This window comes from Bradyrhizobium sp. ORS 86, assembly GCF_045571475.1.
Taxonomy (GTDB): Bacteria; Pseudomonadota; Alphaproteobacteria; order Rhizobiales; family Xanthobacteraceae; genus Bradyrhizobium.
The window spans coordinates 380,487-395,794 of sequence record NZ_CP120699.1 but is presented as its reverse complement, the minus strand read 5'-3'; the positions used below and the strand labels follow the sequence as shown (position 1 = coordinate 395,794).

13 protein-coding genes are annotated in these 15,308 nt (G+C 63.5%); 7 read left to right on the top strand and 6 right to left on the bottom strand.

Annotated features, from left to right (window positions below; genetic code table 11):
- Nucleotides 1-54: 54 nt before the first annotated feature.
- The gene (locus P6U25_RS01865; protein ID WP_407149748.1) at nt 55-585 is read left to right on the top strand and encodes a GNAT family N-acetyltransferase; all 531 of its coding nucleotides are present in this window, start codon (nt 55-57) and stop codon (nt 583-585) included.
- Nucleotides 586-699: 114 nt separating this feature from the next.
- On the opposite strand, the gene P6U25_RS01860 is transcribed toward P6U25_RS01865, so the two are convergent.
- The 3 genes from P6U25_RS01860 to acnA form a co-directional block, all read right to left on the bottom strand.
- Complete coding sequence (locus tag P6U25_RS01860; RefSeq protein ID WP_407149747.1) at nt 700-1,068, bottom strand: DUF2794 domain-containing protein; 369 nt, start codon at nt 1,066-1,068, stop codon at nt 700-702.
- A 544-nt stretch (nt 1,069-1,612) separates the two neighbouring features.
- A complete protein-coding gene (locus P6U25_RS01855) occupies nt 1,613-2,374 on the bottom strand; it encodes a DUF1223 domain-containing protein (protein WP_407149746.1) in 762 nt (253 codons plus the stop codon).
- A 247-nt stretch (nt 2,375-2,621) separates the two neighbouring features.
- A complete protein-coding gene (gene acnA, locus P6U25_RS01850) occupies nt 2,622-5,342 on the bottom strand; it encodes an aconitate hydratase AcnA (RefSeq protein WP_407149745.1) in 2,721 nt (906 codons plus the stop codon).
- Nucleotides 5,343-5,579: 237 nt separating this feature from the next.
- Between acnA and ccmA the strand changes: the two genes are divergently transcribed.
- The 5 genes from ccmA (at nt 5,580) to P6U25_RS01825 (ending at nt 8,493) form a co-directional block, all read left to right on the top strand.
- Complete coding sequence (gene ccmA, locus P6U25_RS01845) at nt 5,580-6,182, top strand: heme ABC exporter ATP-binding protein CcmA (protein WP_407149743.1); 603 nt, start codon at nt 5,580-5,582, stop codon at nt 6,180-6,182.
- On the top strand, nt 6,179-6,853 hold the full coding sequence (gene ccmB / locus P6U25_RS01840) for a heme exporter protein CcmB (RefSeq protein WP_407149742.1): 675 nt from the start codon (nt 6,179-6,181) through the stop codon (nt 6,851-6,853). Before ccmA ends, ccmB begins: the two co-directional genes overlap by 4 nt.
- A 76-nt stretch (nt 6,854-6,929) precedes the next feature.
- A complete protein-coding gene (locus P6U25_RS01835) occupies nt 6,930-7,721 on the top strand; it encodes a heme ABC transporter permease (protein ID WP_407152730.1) in 792 nt (263 codons plus the stop codon).
- 2 nt (nt 7,722-7,723) lie between these two features.
- Nucleotides 7,724-7,903, top strand: coding sequence for a heme exporter protein CcmD (gene ccmD / locus P6U25_RS01830; RefSeq protein ID WP_407149741.1), 180 nt, complete (start codon nt 7,724-7,726; stop codon nt 7,901-7,903).
- Nucleotides 7,900-8,493: a DsbE family thiol:disulfide interchange protein gene (locus tag P6U25_RS01825; RefSeq protein WP_407149740.1), complete on the top strand. Its 594-nt coding sequence runs from the start codon at nt 7,900-7,902 to the stop codon at nt 8,491-8,493. Before ccmD ends, P6U25_RS01825 begins: the two co-directional genes overlap by 4 nt.
- On the opposite strand, the gene P6U25_RS01820 is transcribed toward P6U25_RS01825, so the two are convergent.
- The gene (locus P6U25_RS01820; protein WP_407149739.1) at nt 8,490-9,092 is read right to left on the bottom strand and encodes a septation protein A; all 603 of its coding nucleotides are present in this window, start codon (nt 9,090-9,092) and stop codon (nt 8,490-8,492) included. The genes P6U25_RS01825 and P6U25_RS01820 overlap by 4 nt on opposite strands.
- 123 nt (nt 9,093-9,215) lie before the next feature.
- Nucleotides 9,216-10,163 (bottom strand): signal recognition particle-docking protein FtsY, encoded by a 948-nt coding sequence (ftsY, locus tag P6U25_RS01815; RefSeq protein ID WP_407149738.1) that lies wholly within the window; start codon nt 10,161-10,163, stop codon nt 9,216-9,218.
- Between the two features lie 49 nt (nt 10,164-10,212).
- Between ftsY and P6U25_RS01810 the strand changes: the two genes are divergently transcribed.
- Nucleotides 10,213-10,914, top strand: coding sequence for an RluA family pseudouridine synthase (locus P6U25_RS01810; protein WP_407149737.1), 702 nt, complete (start codon nt 10,213-10,215; stop codon nt 10,912-10,914).
- Between the two features lie 740 nt (nt 10,915-11,654).
- Here the strand turns inward: P6U25_RS01810 and P6U25_RS01805 are convergent.
- On the bottom strand, nt 11,655-15,122 hold the full coding sequence (locus P6U25_RS01805; RefSeq protein ID WP_407149736.1) for an ATP-binding protein: 3,468 nt from the start codon (nt 15,120-15,122) through the stop codon (nt 11,655-11,657).
- Between the last annotated feature and the right edge of the window lie 186 nt (nt 15,123-15,308).

The following is a 15,308-nucleotide window of genomic DNA, read 5'->3' as shown; positions in this document are numbered from 1 at the left end:
CCGGCCCAACGGCCGGGGCTTTTCTTTTGCGCGGAGCAAAAATAGTGTCGCGCCATGTCAATTCCGGAAATCAGGCCGACCGTTGAGGCGGACCTTCCTTCGATCACCGCGATCTATGAGCATGCGGTGCGTTTCGGCACCGCCACGTTCGAGCTGATTCCGCCCGACCTCACCGAGATGACCCGCCGCTACCGGGCGCTGATCGATGGCGGCTTTCCTTATTTCGTCGCCGCGCACGAGGGTCGCGTGGTCGGCTATGCCTATGCCGGCCCCTATCGGCCTCGACCGGCCTACCGCTTCACGGTCGAGAACTCGGTCTATCTGGATCCCGCGCTCCATCGCCGCGGCATCGGCCTGCAACTGATGGAGCGCTTGATCGCCGAATGTGGAGCCCGCGGCTTTCGGCAGATGATCGCCGTGATCGGTGATTCCGCCAACGCCGGCTCGATCGGCATGCATCGCAAATGCGGGTTCCAGATGATCGGGACGCATCCGAGCGTCGGCCTGAAGTTCGGCCGCTGGCTCGATACCGTGATGATGCAGCGCGAGCTCGGCGAAGGTGCCGGAACGGTGCCAACGGATTAGCCAAGATCCGTAGCCCGGACGGAGCGCAAGCGAAATCCGGGGGCCGGTTTATCCGCGGACGCAAACCCGGATTGCGCTACGCTCCATCCGGGCTACGGCGTTGAATTGGTCCACCTAGACCAACGCCAGCTTGCGATCGATCACGAGCAACACGCGCTCCAGCTCATGGCCGCGGCGCAGGATCAGGCCTGTTGCCGAGATCACGCTGTACATGCCCTGCTTGCGCGCGAGGCGCGGGTCCTTCTCGATCCGGTAGATCGGCACTTCGGAGGCCCGGCGAAACACCGAGAACACGGCGCGCTCTTTCAGGAAGTCGATCGCGTAGTCGCGCCACTCGCCATCGGCGACCATGCGGCCATACAGATTGAGAATGCGATTGAGCTCAAGTCGATTGAAGGTCACGCGGTTGGGCTGGGCCGCGGCGGCGGGGCGCGCCACGGCGCGCATCCCGCTCGGATCAGTGTCCTCCGACATCAAACTCATCGAGCGCCTCCTGTCATCCCGGTGACGACCTTGTTCCGAAGGCCGGTGTCGTTCTCCGGGATCGTCACGAGGCTGACATGATCGCGCTAAGCGAGGGGCATCGCAAGGGGCCATTCACAATGCAAAGCAGGCGTAAACCATGTCAGGGGCGCGACGGATTGTCCAAAAAAGAGTCACGGGAACGTTAGCGGAATCATATTGCTGCCCAACTTCCGCCCACCGCCCGCCCCGCTGCTCTGCGAAAAGAAAACCCTGCGTTGGCCCGGTCCTTTCGGTTCCGGATTCCTCAGCCCCCAGCCCCCCGGGGCCGTCGGGATCGGGCCTGTACGCGGGGGAGTTGATCCCCAACACTGGGCCAACGAAAGTTGGTCCTTTTTGTTTTTGGCCACCTTCACGCCCGATCGAAACGCGCGGAGTCTGGCCACCCTCAACGCAACAGATTTCGGGACGGATATTGGTGATGTCTCGGAGAGACGGCCCGCGGCCCTCAGGCCTGCGTTCGCTCAAAGCGTGACGCCGGCCTCAAAAGGCAATCATGCGCACCTTAGTGTAGTGACGTGAATGCTGCGCCGAGCATGGGGCCCGGCCTGTCCCGACTGCCATCCTGGACATACACCGCGGCGGCATCGACGCCCTCGCGCGTGATGTTTTCCAGCGGCACGGTCCAGCTTCCGGACGAACCGTTCCAGTCGCCGACCTTCAGCAGATTGCGGACCACATTGTGGTAGGTGATTTCGCGGCCGCGATTCTCGCCGCGTCCAATCGAGATCGGCACCGATTTCGAGATCGAGCAGATCCAGACTTCGCCACGCGCTGCCGCCGGCGACTTGGACGCCGCCACCGAAACATTGATCTGCTTGCCTGTCAGCGTCATCGACACCGGCACCGACATCACGCCCGCGCTCCTGTCGGTGTCCTTGATGGCGCTCTCGATGGAAGCGCGATCGCTGCCGATCACATGCGCCGAGCCGTTGATCACGGCCTGCGGCGTGTAGACATCGCGATCGCCGCGCATATGCGAATAGGCTTTCTGACGCGCACTGAAGCGCGAATCGGCCAGCGTATCCTTCCAGCCGAGATAGTCCCAATAGTCGATCGGCATGCTCAGCGCGATGACGCTCGGATCTTTCGCAAGATCGCCGATGATCTTATCCGCTGGCGGACAGGACGAGCATCCCTGTGAGGTGAAGAGTTCGACGACAGCACGCGGGTCGGCGTGGGCAGGGCGGATGATGGCGACGATTGCGCAGATACCGAGCGCGCTGGACCATCGCGAGATACGATTATAGGCCATCATCGCTGTCATACTGCGAACCAGTCGTGATGATTTCCATCCGTATTTGTACGGAGCATGAAGTTGTCCCTGAACCGCGTGCCCCAAAACGCGAGAAAGCGGCCTTTTCTTAGGCCGCCTTCTTTTTAGCCGCTACTCACTAAGCGGTGAGGCACTGATCACAAATCCGCGTTGGAGCATGATCCGGAAAAGTGTGAAGCGGTTTTCCCCCGCGACAAACGCAAGGCGTTTGCGCGGAGATCATGCTCAAACAAAGGGCCTAGGCGGCGAGTTTGCGCAGCACATAGTGCAGGATGCCACCGTTGCGATAGTAATCGAGCTCGTCGAGCGTATCGATCCGGCAGAGCAGCGGGACTTCCTTCTTGCCACCGCCATTCGACGTGATCTCGGCAGTCAACGTCTGACGCGGCTTCAGGTCACCCTGGAGCCCGCGGATCGTGACCGTCTCGTCGCCCTTGAGACCGAGCGAGGACCATGACGTGCCTTCCTGGAAGGTGAGTGGAAGCACACCCATGCCGACCAGGTTGGAGCGATGGATGCGCTCGAAGCTCTGGCAGATCACCGCGCGCACGCCGAGCAGGCGGGTGCCCTTTGCGGCCCAGTCGCGCGACGAGCCGTTGCCGTATTCGGCGCCGGCGAACACCACCAGCGGCACGCCCTCATGCTGGTACTTCATCGCCGCGTCGTAGATCGACATCTGCTCGCCGTCGGGCCAATGCTTGGTCAATCCGCCTTCCGGAATATTCCCGTCGGCGCCCTTCAGCATGAAGTTCTTGATGCGGATGTTGGCGAAGGTGCCGCGCATCATCACTTCATGGTTGCCGCGGCGCGTGCCGTACTGGTTGAAGTCGGCAGGACGCACCTGGTGCTCGCTCAGGAACTTGCCGGCGGGCGAGGTGAGCTTGATCGAACCGGCCGGCGAGATGTGGTCGGTCGTGATCTTGTCGCCGAACATCGCAAGGATCCGCGCATCGACCACGTCGGCGATCGGTTCGGGCTCCTTCTTCATGCCTTCGAAGTAAGGCGGGTTCTGCACATAGGTCGAGCTCATGTTCCAGCGATACGTCTCGCTCTCGCTGGTCTTGATCTTGCGCCAGTTGGTATCGCCCTTGAACACGTCGGCGTACTTCTTCTTGAAGATCGTCGCCGTGACATACTTCTTCATGAAGGCGTTGATCTCTTTCGCCGTCGGCCAGATGTCCTTCAGGAACACCGGCTTGCCGTCCTTGCCGATGCCGAGCGGCTCGACCGCGAGATCCTTGGTCACGGTGCCGGCAAGCGCATGCGCGACCACGAGCGGCGGCGAGGCGAGGTAGTTCGCCTGCACGTCCGGCGAGACGCGGCCTTCGAAGTTGCGGTTGCCCGACAGCACCGCGGCGGCGACGATGCCGTTGTCGTTGATCGACTTCGAGATCTCCTCCGGCAGCGGGCCGGAATTGCCGATGCAGGTGGTGCAGCCGAAGCCGACCAGGTTGAAGCCGACCTTGTCGAGATCCTTCTGCAGGCCGGAATTGGCGAGATATTCCGCAACCACCTGGCTGCCCGGCGCGAGCGAGGTCTTCACCCACGGCTTGGCCTTCAGGCCCTTGGCGGCCGCATTGCGCGCCAAGAGGCCGGCGCCGATCAACACGCTCGGGTTCGAAGTGTTGGTGCAGGAGGTGATCGCGGCGATCACGACGTCGCCATGGCCAAGATCGAAATCGCGGCCCTCGACGGCGTAGCGCTTTTCCTCACCATCAGGCTTCTTGTACTCGTTGGCCAGTGCGCTGGCGAAGCCGGAGGCGACCGACGGCAATGCGATGCGGCCCTCGGGGCGCTTCGGCCCGGCCATCGACGGCACGACGTCGCCGAGGTCCAGCGTCAGCGTGGTGGTGAACACCGGATCGGCCGACTTGGCGGTGCGGAACAGACCCTGCGCCTTGGCGTAGGACTGCACCAGCTTGACGCGATCAGCCTTGCGGCCCGAGGTCTTCAGGTAGTCGATGGTCGCAGCGTCGACCGGGAAGAAGCCGCAGGTCGCGCCGTATTCGGGCGCCATGTTGCCGATGGTCGCCTTGTCTGCGACCGAGAGATAGTCAAGGCCCGGGCCGAAGAACTCGACGAACTTGCCGACCACACCCTGCTTGCGCAGCATCTGGGTGACCGTCAGCACGAGGTCGGTTGCGGTGACGCCTTCCTTGAGCTGACCCTTGAGCTTGAAGCCGACCACTTCCGGCAGCAGCATCGACAGCGGCTGGCCGAGCATGCAGGCTTCGGCCTCGATGCCGCCGACGCCCCAGCCGAGCACGGCGAGGCCGTTGACCATCGTGGTGTGCGAATCGGTGCCGACCAGCGAGTCGGGATAGGCGACCTCGAAGGTGCCGGTCTTCTTGCCGACCGTCATCTTCTCTTTCTTGGTCCACACTGTCTGCGCGAGATATTCGAGATTAACCTGGTGGCAGATGCCGGTGCCGGGCGGCACCACCGAGAAGTTCGAGAACGCCTTCTGGCCCCACTTCAGGAACTCGTAGCGCTCCTGATTCTGCTTGTATTCCTCGACCACGTTCTTCGCGAACGCCTTGTTGTCGCCGAAGAAGTTGACGATCACCGAGTGATCGATGACGAGATCGACCGGCACCAGCGGATTGATCTTCTCGGCATCGCCGCCGAGCTTCTGCATCGCGTTGCGCATCGCCGCGAGATCGACCACCGCCGGAACGCCGGTGAAGTCCTGCATCAGCACCCGCGCCGGACGGAAGGCGATCTCATGCTCGAGCTGGCGCTTCTTCAGCCATTTCGAGACCGCGACGATGTCGTCCTTTTTGACCGTGCGGCCGTCCTCATTGCGCAGCAGGTTCTCCAGCAGAACCTTCATCGAATACGGCAGCTTCGAGATACCCTTCAGTCCGTTCTTCTCTGCCTGGGGCAGGCTGTAATAGACGTAGGTCTTGCCACCGACCTTCATGGTCTTGCGGCATTTGAAGCTGTCGAGCGAGGTCATGCGAGGAATCCCAATTCTCAGTTATACCCATGAGAGGTATTTTAACACCGTCGACCGCGCCGGCCGTGAGGATCGGCCAGGTGACTTGCGGCCGCCGACTGTGTGCTGCATCAAGTTCCGGGCTTATAGAATCTTTCTAGAAGCGCCGCCACACCGACAAGCGTGCGACAGCATTGCGCGACCCAAAAATTCTCACGCGGTAGCCAAAGATTTCAGAGGGCTGTGACAAGGAGAAACATGCGGCTCTCGGGGCGAAATCTGACATGCGTGCGCGGCGGCCGTGAGGTGTTTTCCGGTCTGGATTTTTCGGCCTCCTCCGGCGAGATCGTCGCTGTCACGGGCCCGAACGGCTCGGGGAAGACGTCGCTCCTGCGCGTCATTGCGGGGCTGCTGGTTCCCGTCGAGGGCGCGATCGCATTGGACGGCGGCGATGTCGAACTGAGCCTGCCCGAACAGGCACACTATCTCGGCCACCGCGATGCGCTGAAGCCGGCGCTCAGCGTGCTTGAGAATCTGTCGTTCTGGCGCGAATTCCTCGGTGGCAAGGCGGAGGACGCCGAACAGTGCCTCGCCGCCGTGGCGCTGGACCACGCCGCGCATCTGCCGGCGGCGTATCTCTCCGCCGGCCAGCGCCGCCGGCTGTCGATCGCGCGCCTGCTGTCGGTGCGACGGCCGGTGTGGCTGCTCGACGAGCCGACATCAGCGCTGGATGCTGCCGGCCAGGAGTTGTTCGTCGGATTGATGCGCGATCATCTCGCGGGCGGCGGACTCATCATCGCCGCGACCCACCTACCGCTCGGACTCGAATCGCGCGACCTGCGGATGGGAGGCGCGGCATGACCGCGCTCGCTGCATTGATCCGTCGCGACATCAGGATCGCGCTGCGCGTCGGCGTCGGCGGCGGCGCGCTGATCGGCGTGCTGTTCTTCCTGGCCGTCACGGTGCTGATGCCGTTTGCGGTGGGGCCGGATCTCGCGCTGCTGTCGCGGCTCGGCCCCGCGATCCTTTGGCTTGGCGCGTTGCTGGCAAGCCTGCTCACCCTCGACCGCCTGTTCATGGCCGACCATGACGACGGCTCGCTCGACCTCCTCGTGATGAGCCGGACGCCATTGGAACTCGCCTGCGCGGCCAAGGCGCTGGCGCACTGGCTCGCGGCGGGCCTGCCGCTGATCGTGGCGACGCCTGCGCTCGGCCTGCTGCTCAATCTCGACGGCAGCGCGACGCTGGCGGTCGCACTGACGCTGCTCGCGGGAACGCCGGCGCTGACCTTCACCGGCATGATCGGCGCGGCACTGGCCGTGACGCTGCATCGGGGCGGGCTGTTGCTGGCGGTGCTGGTGCTGCCGCTGTCGATCCCCGTGCTGATCTTCGGCGTTGCGGCATCGCAGGCCGCGATATCCGGCCCGGTGCCGTTCGGAACGCCGTTCTCGATCCTCTGCGCGCTCTCTCTCGTCAGCTTCGTGATCGGCCCGTTTGCCGCTGCCGCGAGCCTGCGGCACGGGCTGGACTGACATTGCGCCCGATCAATTCTTGACGAGAGCACTTCGGCCGATTGCCTGCGACACATCAGACGACTATCAGGGTGCTATGACGCTGATCGACCTTGCCAACCCGACCAGGTTCCTGGCGCTGACCGCACGCATCCTGCCATGGCTGGCGGGCGCGACCGCGATCCTACTCGCGATCGGCCTCTATCAATCGGCCATGGCGCCCGATGATTACCAGCAGGGCGCCACGGTGAAGATCATGTTCATCCACGTGCCGAACGCCTGGCTGTCGATGTTCGTTTGGGGCGTCATGAGTGTCGCCGCGCTCGGCACACTGGTGTGGCGCCATCCGCTGGCCGATGTCGCGGCGAAGGCCGCGGCGCCGATCGGTGCCGCCTTCACCTTCCTTGCGCTGGTCACCGGTTCGCTGTGGGGCCGGCCGATGTGGGGCACCTATTGGGAGTGGGATGCGCGGCTGACCTCGGTGCTGATCCTGTTCCTGATGTATCTCGGCCTGATGGCGCTGTGGCGCGCGGTGGAGGATCCCTCGCGTGCGGCAAGGGCGGCGGCGGTCCTCACCTTGGTCGGCGCGATCAACATCCCGATCATCAAGTTCTCGGTCGATTGGTGGAACACGCTGCATCAGCCGGCCTCCGTGTTCCGCATGGGCGGCTCGACGCTCGACAAGGCGTTCCTGTGGCCGCTGCTGGTGATGGCGCTGGCGTTCACGTTCTTGTTCGTCACGCTGCACCTGGCGGCGATGCGCAACGAGATCCTGCGCCGCCGCGTGCGCAGCCTGCAGATGATGCAAGCCAGCCGCATCGCGTTTACCAGCGAAACCGGCAGCGGCTCGCGCGAAGGAACCGCGTCGAACGAAATCGGGGCGGCCTGACGATGTCGCTCGGACCCTACGCGCCCTTCATCGTGACGTCCTACCTGCTGGTCGCGGCCGTGGTGCTATTGCTGATCCTCTGGATCGTCACCGACTATCGCCGGCAGCAGGCCCGCCTCAAACAGATTGAGGCCAGCGGCGTGACGCGGCGCTCCGGGCGCAGCGCGAGAGAGATCCGATGAGCGAGCAGGCCACCGATTCCCCGCCGCAGGGCCGGCGCTGGCTGGTGGCGCTGCCGCTGATCATCTTCCTCGGGCTTGCCGGCCTGTTCCTGCTGCGGCTCTATGGCGACGATCCCTCGAAGATTCCGTCGGCATTGATCGGCCGCCCGGCGCCGCAGACGGCGCTGCCCGCGCTCGACGGCCTGGTGAAGGACGGCGTGCCGGTTCCGGGTCTCGATCCCACCGTGTTCAAGGGCAAGGTCAGCGTCGTCAACGTCTGGGCATCCTGGTGCGTGCCCTGCCACGACGAGGCGCCACTGCTGACCGACCTCGGCAAGGACAAGCGATTCCAGATCATCGGCATCAACTACAAGGACGCGCCCGACAACGCCCGGCGCTTCCTCGGCCGCTACGGCAATCCGTTCGGCATCGTCGGCGTCGACGGCAACGGCCGCGCCTCGATCGAATGGGGCGTCTACGGCGTGCCCGAGACGTTCGTGGTCGGCCGCGAGGGCAAGATCGTCTACAAGCTGGTCGGCCCGGTGACCCCTGATAACGTCAACACCGTGCTCAAGGCCGAGATCGAGAAGGCGCTGGCAGCCGGCAGCTAGCCCTGCCGCACGTCGCCCGCTTCGGCTTCGCTGGCCTCCAGCGAGACCGGCTCGAGGTGGTAGCGCTTGGTCAGCGGCATCTGGGCGATGGCGAAGATCATGGTCAGCGGCGTCACGCCGAACACCTTGAAGTTCACCCAGAAATCCGTGGTCTGCGTGCGCCAGACGATCTCGTTCAGGATCGCCATGCCGGCGAAAAACAACGCCCAGCGCAGCGTGAGGATGCGCCAACCCTTCGGCGTCAAGTTGAACATCTGATCGAACATGACGGCGATGAACGAGCGGCCGAACAGCAATCCGCCGCCGAGCACCGCCGCGAACAGGCCGTAGATGATGGTCGGTTTGACCTTGATGAAAGTCTCGTCGTGCAGCACCAACGTCAGCGTGCCGAACACCAGCACGATCACCCCGGTGACCAGCGCCATGATCGGCACATGCTTGGTCACCACATAGGACGCGATCATCGCCGCGACGATCGCGACCATGAACGCGCCGGTCGCGACGAACAGATGGTACTTTGCGTTGGCGATGAAGAACACGAGCAGCGGCCCGAGTTCGGTGGCGAGCTTGAACAGCGGGTGCGGCTGAGTCTTGTCCATTACGTAACCTTTGTTGCCGTCATCACCCGCGATGGCGGGTGATCCAGTACTCCGAGAGGTCTCGATTCCAGTGAGCGGCGCGGCGTACTGGATGCCCCGCCTTTCGCGGGGCATGACGAAAACCTAAGTTTCAATTCCGGCGATCGCCTTGGCAAAATCGTTCGCCGTGAACGGCGCGAGATCCTCGACGCCTTCGCCGACGCCGATGAAATGCACCGGCAGCTTGTGCTTCTCCGACAGCGCGACCAGGATGCCGCCCCGCGCGGTGCCATCAAGCTTGGTCATCACGAGACCCGTGACCCCTGCGGTGCGATGAAACGCCTCGACCTGCGACAGTGCATTTTGTCCCACCGTGGCGTCGAGCACCAGCAGCACCGCGTGCGGCGCCGTCGCATCGACCTTCCTGATGACGCGCACGACCTTTTCAAGCTCGTTCATCAGTTCGGACTTGTTCTGCAAGCGGCCGGCGGTATCGATCAGCAGCACGTCGCGCTGCTGCTCCTTTGCCGCGGTCAGCGCGCTGAAGGCGAGGCTCGCGGAATCCGAGCCTTGCGCCCCGGCGATGACCGGCGATTTGGTGCGCTCACCCCAGACCTTGAGCTGCTCGATCGCCGCGGCACGGAAGGTGTCGCCGGCGGCGAGCATCACCTTGCGGCCCTCGGCGGAGAATTTCGCGGCGAGCTTGCCGATCGTTGTGGTCTTGCCGGAGCCGTTGACGCCGACGACGAGGATGACGAACGGCTGCTTCGAGGGGTCGATCTCGAGCGGCTTCGCCACCGGCGCCAGCACCTTCTCGACCTCGGTCGCGACCACCTCCTTCACCTCGTCAGCGGAGATCGCCTTGTCGTAGCGCCCCTTGCCGACGGCATCGGCGATGCGCACGGCGACCTCGGTGCCAAGATCGGCGCGCAGCAGCACATCCTCGATATCATCGAGCATGGCGCGATCGAGCTTGCGTTTGACGACGAGATCGGCGACCGCCGTCCCGAGCGCACCGGAGGTCCGCTTCAGGCCGCCCTTCAGCCGCTGCCACCAGCTCAGTTTTGGAGTTCCCGCAGTGGTATCGTTCATGGTGCAGGTGTGTTAGCCGTTTCGCCTCGCAAACGAAAGTCTCGACCAATTGATCGATGTTCCCTATCTGACCGCGGAAGAAATCCTGGCTCGGGTGCTCCACCGCGACGGGTTGATGCTGGTCATCGACAAGCCAGCCGGGCTGCCGGTGCATCGCGGCCCAAAGGGCGGGCCCAATCTGGAGGCGTCGTTCGACGCGCTGCGGTTCGGACTGCCGCGGCCACCGGTTCTCGCGCACCGGCTCGACAAGGACACCTCCGGCTGCCTGGTGCTGGGACGCCACCGCAAGGCGACCGCTTCGCTCGGATTGCTGTTCAAGCACGGCAAGATCTCGAAGACTTATTGGACCGTGGTCGAGGGCGGCCCGGCTGAAGACGAGGGCACCATCGACTTGCCGCTCGGCAGGCTCAACGCCGAGCGCGGCTGGTGGCAGAAGCCGGACCCCGACGGACAGAAGGCAGTCACCAACTGGAAGGTGCTGGGACGCGGCGACGGCCTCACCTGGCTTGCGATGGAGCCGGTCACCGGCCGCACCCATCAGCTTCGGGTGCATTCCGCCGCTGCCGGCTGGCCGATCATCGGCGACAATATCTACGGCAACGGCCCGCGCTTCGGTGAGCCGATCCTGCACCTGCATTCCCGCGAGATCGGCATCCCGATCTCCAGGAACAAGGAGCCCGTGCAGGTGATCGCGCCGGCGCCGGCGCATATGCACGAGCGGCTCAAGGCCTGCGGCTGGAACGGCGAGTGATCTCGGACATCTGACCGACCGAGATTCCGAGCTGTGCAATGACGGGGCCGCCATCATCGACCCCTCCGCCGTCATCCCCCGCGCATGCGGGGGATGCAGTACACTGCGGCCTGTAGGATCAATCACTGCTGCCTCTGGAATACTGGATCGCCCGCTTTCGCGCGCGATGACAGTCGTTGGGATATGGCGTTGCGTTCTCGCGACATGATCTGTCCGAGTCTTGCCATTCATTCCGCTCTCTCCTTGAAGAGAGGGCGCAGGGAAAGCCGGGTGCCGATCGCACCCATGGGCCCGGTGCAATAAAAGTAGCACCGGGGGTAGGACCACAGGTGTAACCGGAGCAAGCCCGGCTTTCCCTGCGCGATGGGTTACGGCTTATACGTGCTCGCCCCGGCGAGACTGGGCTTGGTTGTCACCGCCGTTGCAAGACGCAATTGCATCTTGCAACAGGACACCTGCCACTAGGGCGTCAGGCCTGCACGACTTCGCCGTCCGCCTCATGCGCACTCGTCAGTTGCGCAAGCGGCGTCCACCGCATCTCGACCCGGCACTCGTGACGATCGCGAAGCGCCCCTCAGGCGGGTGAGACGGGTGCATTAGACTTCTGAGTTGGGTCAAACGCGAAGCGGAATTTTGCCCGTCGGGTTAATTTGTCGCACGTTGTACGGTCATTCCGGACTCACCGCAGGCGAGAACTACGATACGCGATTGCGCTTGGCCCCGGGGGCGCCTCGACATCCTCAGACACGCCCGCTCCACTCATGATCTCCGCGCATTTCCGCTCTCAGTTCATTCGCCAGCTCGAACGCCTCCTTGAGGTCGGACGTAAGCAGACCTTCCGTGAAGGTTCGGACGACGGGCAGCAGCAGCTCAGCCGCTCGCGCGTGTTTGCCGGAACGGCGCCATAGGCGCGCCAGACTGACGGCTGATCGCAATTCAAAGGACCGCGCGTTTTGCCTGCGCGCCAGCTCGATCGAGGCGAGGAACAATCGCTCTGCGGATTCGACGGAGACTGATTTGCCATCATCCAGCGCCATCTCGCCCTGCAGACGATAGATCTCGGCCTCGTAAAAATGCTCTCCCGTTCTTCTCCCGATCGCCGATGCGCTGTCGAGTTCGTGCCGGGCAGCATCCGGCAAGCCGGCCTTTGCATAAGCCTTTGCGATCAGGCTCCTGAACCAGCAACTGGCGAGCCAGGCGCTCATGCCCTCGTAGCCGTCGATACCTATTCGCATCTGCTTCAAGCCCTCATCGACATTCCCAAGCTCGGTCATCGCCCATCCTCGCAGGATGGTTGTCTGATACTTCCAATGCAGGAAGCCGTGTTCCGATGCGAGGACCAGCGCCCTGTTGGCGTAATCGCGGGTCGCTTCGACATCGCGAAGATGCTGGCAAACGTAAGCGCCAAAGGTCAGAGCAAACGACAGCGTGAAGGGGTGGCGAAGGTCTTCGGCCTCCGAAATGGCCTGCTGGCTATACTGGCGCGCCGCGTCGGGACGGCCCAGAAACCACGATAGATACCCAAGATACGACAGCGAGACGACGCCGGGGTGGATGCCATGCGTCGCCGTCAGGGCGCCGTGCAGCTCCGGACTGTACAGGCTCCTGAAGCGCTGAAGATGATGCTCGGCGGCGACAAATCGCCCGCGGTACAGCATGGTCATCGCGATCGCCCGATGCGCCTCGATCAGATATCCAGTCTGTTGCGTCGCGGGCGATCGTCGGTTCAGTGCCTCGCGCCTTGCGAACTTCAGGAGCTCCGCGCTCAGCTCATGCGCCCGTGCGAGATCGCCACGGATAAAGTGGCACACCCAAAGCCCGCGCGTTGCCGCAAAGACCTTCGCCGCGTCGTCAAGATGCCGGCCGAGTTCGAGCGCGCGAACATAGTTCTCCTCGACTTCCTGCACGGCGTATCCCTTCGCCGCGATCAGCGCGGTGCCCAGGGCGATGCGAAGCTCGAGCTCGGACTCGTTTCGGCCCTGCATGCCGGGTGAGGCTTGCAGAACGGCAAGCCCACGACGCAAATGACCGATCGCCTCCAGAGTCGCGCCCTTCATCGCGGCCTGCTTGCCGGCCTTGAGCCAGAAACTCGCAGCCGGTTCGCTTTGGCCTGATTCGGTCAGATGGTAGGCGAGAAGCTCCGGTTCGCGCTCGGTCTTTTCCGGATATTTTTCGGCCAGCACACGCGCGATCTTGGCATGCAGCGTCCTTCTTTCGCTGTGCAACAGGCTTTCACGCGCCGCATTCTGGATCATCACGTGCTTGAACGAGTACAGCGCCTCCGGCAGGAAGCCGAAGCGGACGATCAATCCGGCCGCCTCCAGATGGTTCAGGGCTGCTTCGAGCTGGTCCGCCGGCGCGTCGGCAACTTCGCGAAGAGCCTCATAAGAGAACTCGCGGCCGATGGTAGCGCCGATCTGCGCGATTTTCTTGAACGATCCCATCCGGTCGAGCCGGGCCATCAGGGAATCGTTCAGTGTCGCGGGAATAGCGAGCTGATGCCACGGACCGGACAAGACGTAGCGTCCATGTTGTTCAGTCAGGACGTCGGATTCGAGAACGGCCTTGGTCAGCTCTTCAAGGAAGAGCGGCACGCCATCGGTTTTGACAACGATGTCCTCAACCACCTCTCTGGGAAGCTCCTTGTCTCCCGCCACACATTCGACCAATCGCGTGCGGACCTCTCGGCCGAGCCGCTTGAGTCTCGCCGTGATAGTGTGTGCGTGAGCCTTCCAGCCCGGCTGAAACTCCGGACGACAGGTGATCACGACGAGGATCGGCGTGTTGCGAACGTTCTCCACCAGGAGATCGAGCACGTCCCGCGAGGTCGGGTCGATCCAATGCGCGTCCTCAAAATCGATCAGGAGCGGTTGCTCGCGCGCTTGCGCAAGCAGACGGTTGACGAGCGTGGCAACGGTTGCATCCTTCTGCTGTTGCGGCGAGAGATCCAGGGCCGCGTAGCGGTCCCCGATGGGAATTGAAAGCAATGCCGCAAGGATCGGCACCACCGTTGCCGCGTCATCATTCGAGGCGGCGACACCAGCCTCAAGGCTGTTTAGCCACAGCGCAGACGCGCTCTCGCCGTCAAGGCCGAGCGCGAATTTGAGCTGCGCGATGAAGGGATGGAAAGCGGTGCTGCTGTAATAGGGAGAGCACTGGAACGAAACCTGTCCATGCTGATCGCTTGCGATCCGCTCGCGCAGCTCCTGGACGATCCGGGACTTTCCAATTCCCGGCTCCCCCGTCAGCAGCACAACCTGGCCCTCACGCGCTTTCGCGTGCTGCCAGCGCGTGAGCAGCAACGCCACCTCATCGGCGCGGTTGACCAGCGGCGTCAATCTGGAGCCCATGGCTGCGGCAAATCGCGTTTCCGCGCGGGAGGGCCGAACCACGAGCCAGGCCCGAGCCTTCGCGGATATCCCCTTCAGCGCGTGAAATCCGAGGTCCTGGTAATCGAACTTTCCTCTCAGCAGGGATTGCGTCGAAGACGCAATGACGACGCCGTCCGGAGGCGCCAGAGTCTGCAACCGGGCAGCCAGATTTGGCGTCTCGCCGACTGCGGAATCGCGCTCCTCGGTGTCCTGTCCAACCAAATCTCCGACGACAACAAGGCCAGTCGCAATCCCGATGCGCACACTGGGTCCATGACCGGTGACTCCGCGGGCGTCACCCGCTCTCGCCGATGACAGGCTTCGTACGATTTCGAGCGCAGCGCGCACCGACCGCTCGGCGTCATCCTCATGCGCGTTCGGATAGCCGAAATAGACCAGAATGCCGTCCCCAAGGTAGCGGGCCGCGAAGCCTTCGTACCGCTTGACCACGCTGACGCACTTTTCCCTGAAGCTCGCGATGACGTCGCGGACGTCTTCGGGATCGAACTGTTCGGACAGCGGGGTCGATCCGACCATGTCACAGAACATCACGGTTAGCTGCCGCCGCTCGGCACGCGCCACCAGCCCTTCTGCAACGTTCCTGCCGCCGGCCAAACTTTTTGCGGAACGGGTCAAGGAAGCGACCGCGCGCCGCAAGCGCTTGCGATCTCCGAGCGGAAGTCCAAGTTCGGCCAGATCCTGCTCGGTCAGATCGGGCAGGACGTCCAAACCGATACGATGCTGCACAAAGAGCTCGCTGTACTGGCCGAGGTCAACGGTTTCGAGCCAGTGCTTGAGAGCAGCCTCCATATCCGCGCTTGGCTGTTTCTCCGGCATGGTGATCTATCCGACTGCGGGCCATCGGCGACTATGGGCCTCGTTCGATGACGCCAGGGTTTGGTTTACCCCCGTCCACAAAGCGCGAACGCAATGACCCGGACTGATCAAACACGCACTCTGCCCTCGCTCAAATATCCGAGCCGGCGCGCGAACCTTGCAAGCTCGTTGAGCGAGATTGATGAT

What these genes read in the sequence shown, in the direction of transcription:
- P6U25_RS01865 (WP_407149748.1), top strand. Translation starts at nt 55, where the DNA reads ATGTCAATTCCGGAAATCAGGCCGACCGTTGAGGCGGACCTTCCTTCG.
- P6U25_RS01860 (WP_407149747.1), bottom strand. Translation starts at nt 1,068, where the DNA reads ATGAGTTTGATGTCGGAGGACACTGATCCGAGCGGGATGCGCGCCGTG.
- P6U25_RS01855 (WP_407149746.1), bottom strand. Translation starts at nt 2,374, where the DNA reads ATGACAGCGATGATGGCCTATAATCGTATCTCGCGATGGTCCAGCGCG.
- acnA (WP_407149745.1), bottom strand. Translation starts at nt 5,342, where the DNA reads ATGACCTCGCTCGACAGCTTCAAATGCCGCAAGACCATGAAGGTCGGT.
- ccmA (WP_407149743.1), top strand. Translation starts at nt 5,580, where the DNA reads ATGCGGCTCTCGGGGCGAAATCTGACATGCGTGCGCGGCGGCCGTGAG.
- ccmB (WP_407149742.1), top strand. Translation starts at nt 6,179, where the DNA reads ATGACCGCGCTCGCTGCATTGATCCGTCGCGACATCAGGATCGCGCTG.
- P6U25_RS01835 (WP_407152730.1), top strand. Translation starts at nt 6,930, where the DNA reads ATGACGCTGATCGACCTTGCCAACCCGACCAGGTTCCTGGCGCTGACC.
- ccmD (WP_407149741.1), top strand. Translation starts at nt 7,724, where the DNA reads ATGTCGCTCGGACCCTACGCGCCCTTCATCGTGACGTCCTACCTGCTG.
- P6U25_RS01825 (WP_407149740.1), top strand. Translation starts at nt 7,900, where the DNA reads ATGAGCGAGCAGGCCACCGATTCCCCGCCGCAGGGCCGGCGCTGGCTG.
- P6U25_RS01820 (WP_407149739.1), bottom strand. Translation starts at nt 9,092, where the DNA reads ATGGACAAGACTCAGCCGCACCCGCTGTTCAAGCTCGCCACCGAACTC.
- ftsY (WP_407149738.1), bottom strand. Translation starts at nt 10,163, where the DNA reads ATGAACGATACCACTGCGGGAACTCCAAAACTGAGCTGGTGGCAGCGG.
- P6U25_RS01805 (WP_407149736.1), bottom strand. Translation starts at nt 15,122, where the DNA reads ATGCCGGAGAAACAGCCAAGCGCGGATATGGAGGCTGCTCTCAAGCAC.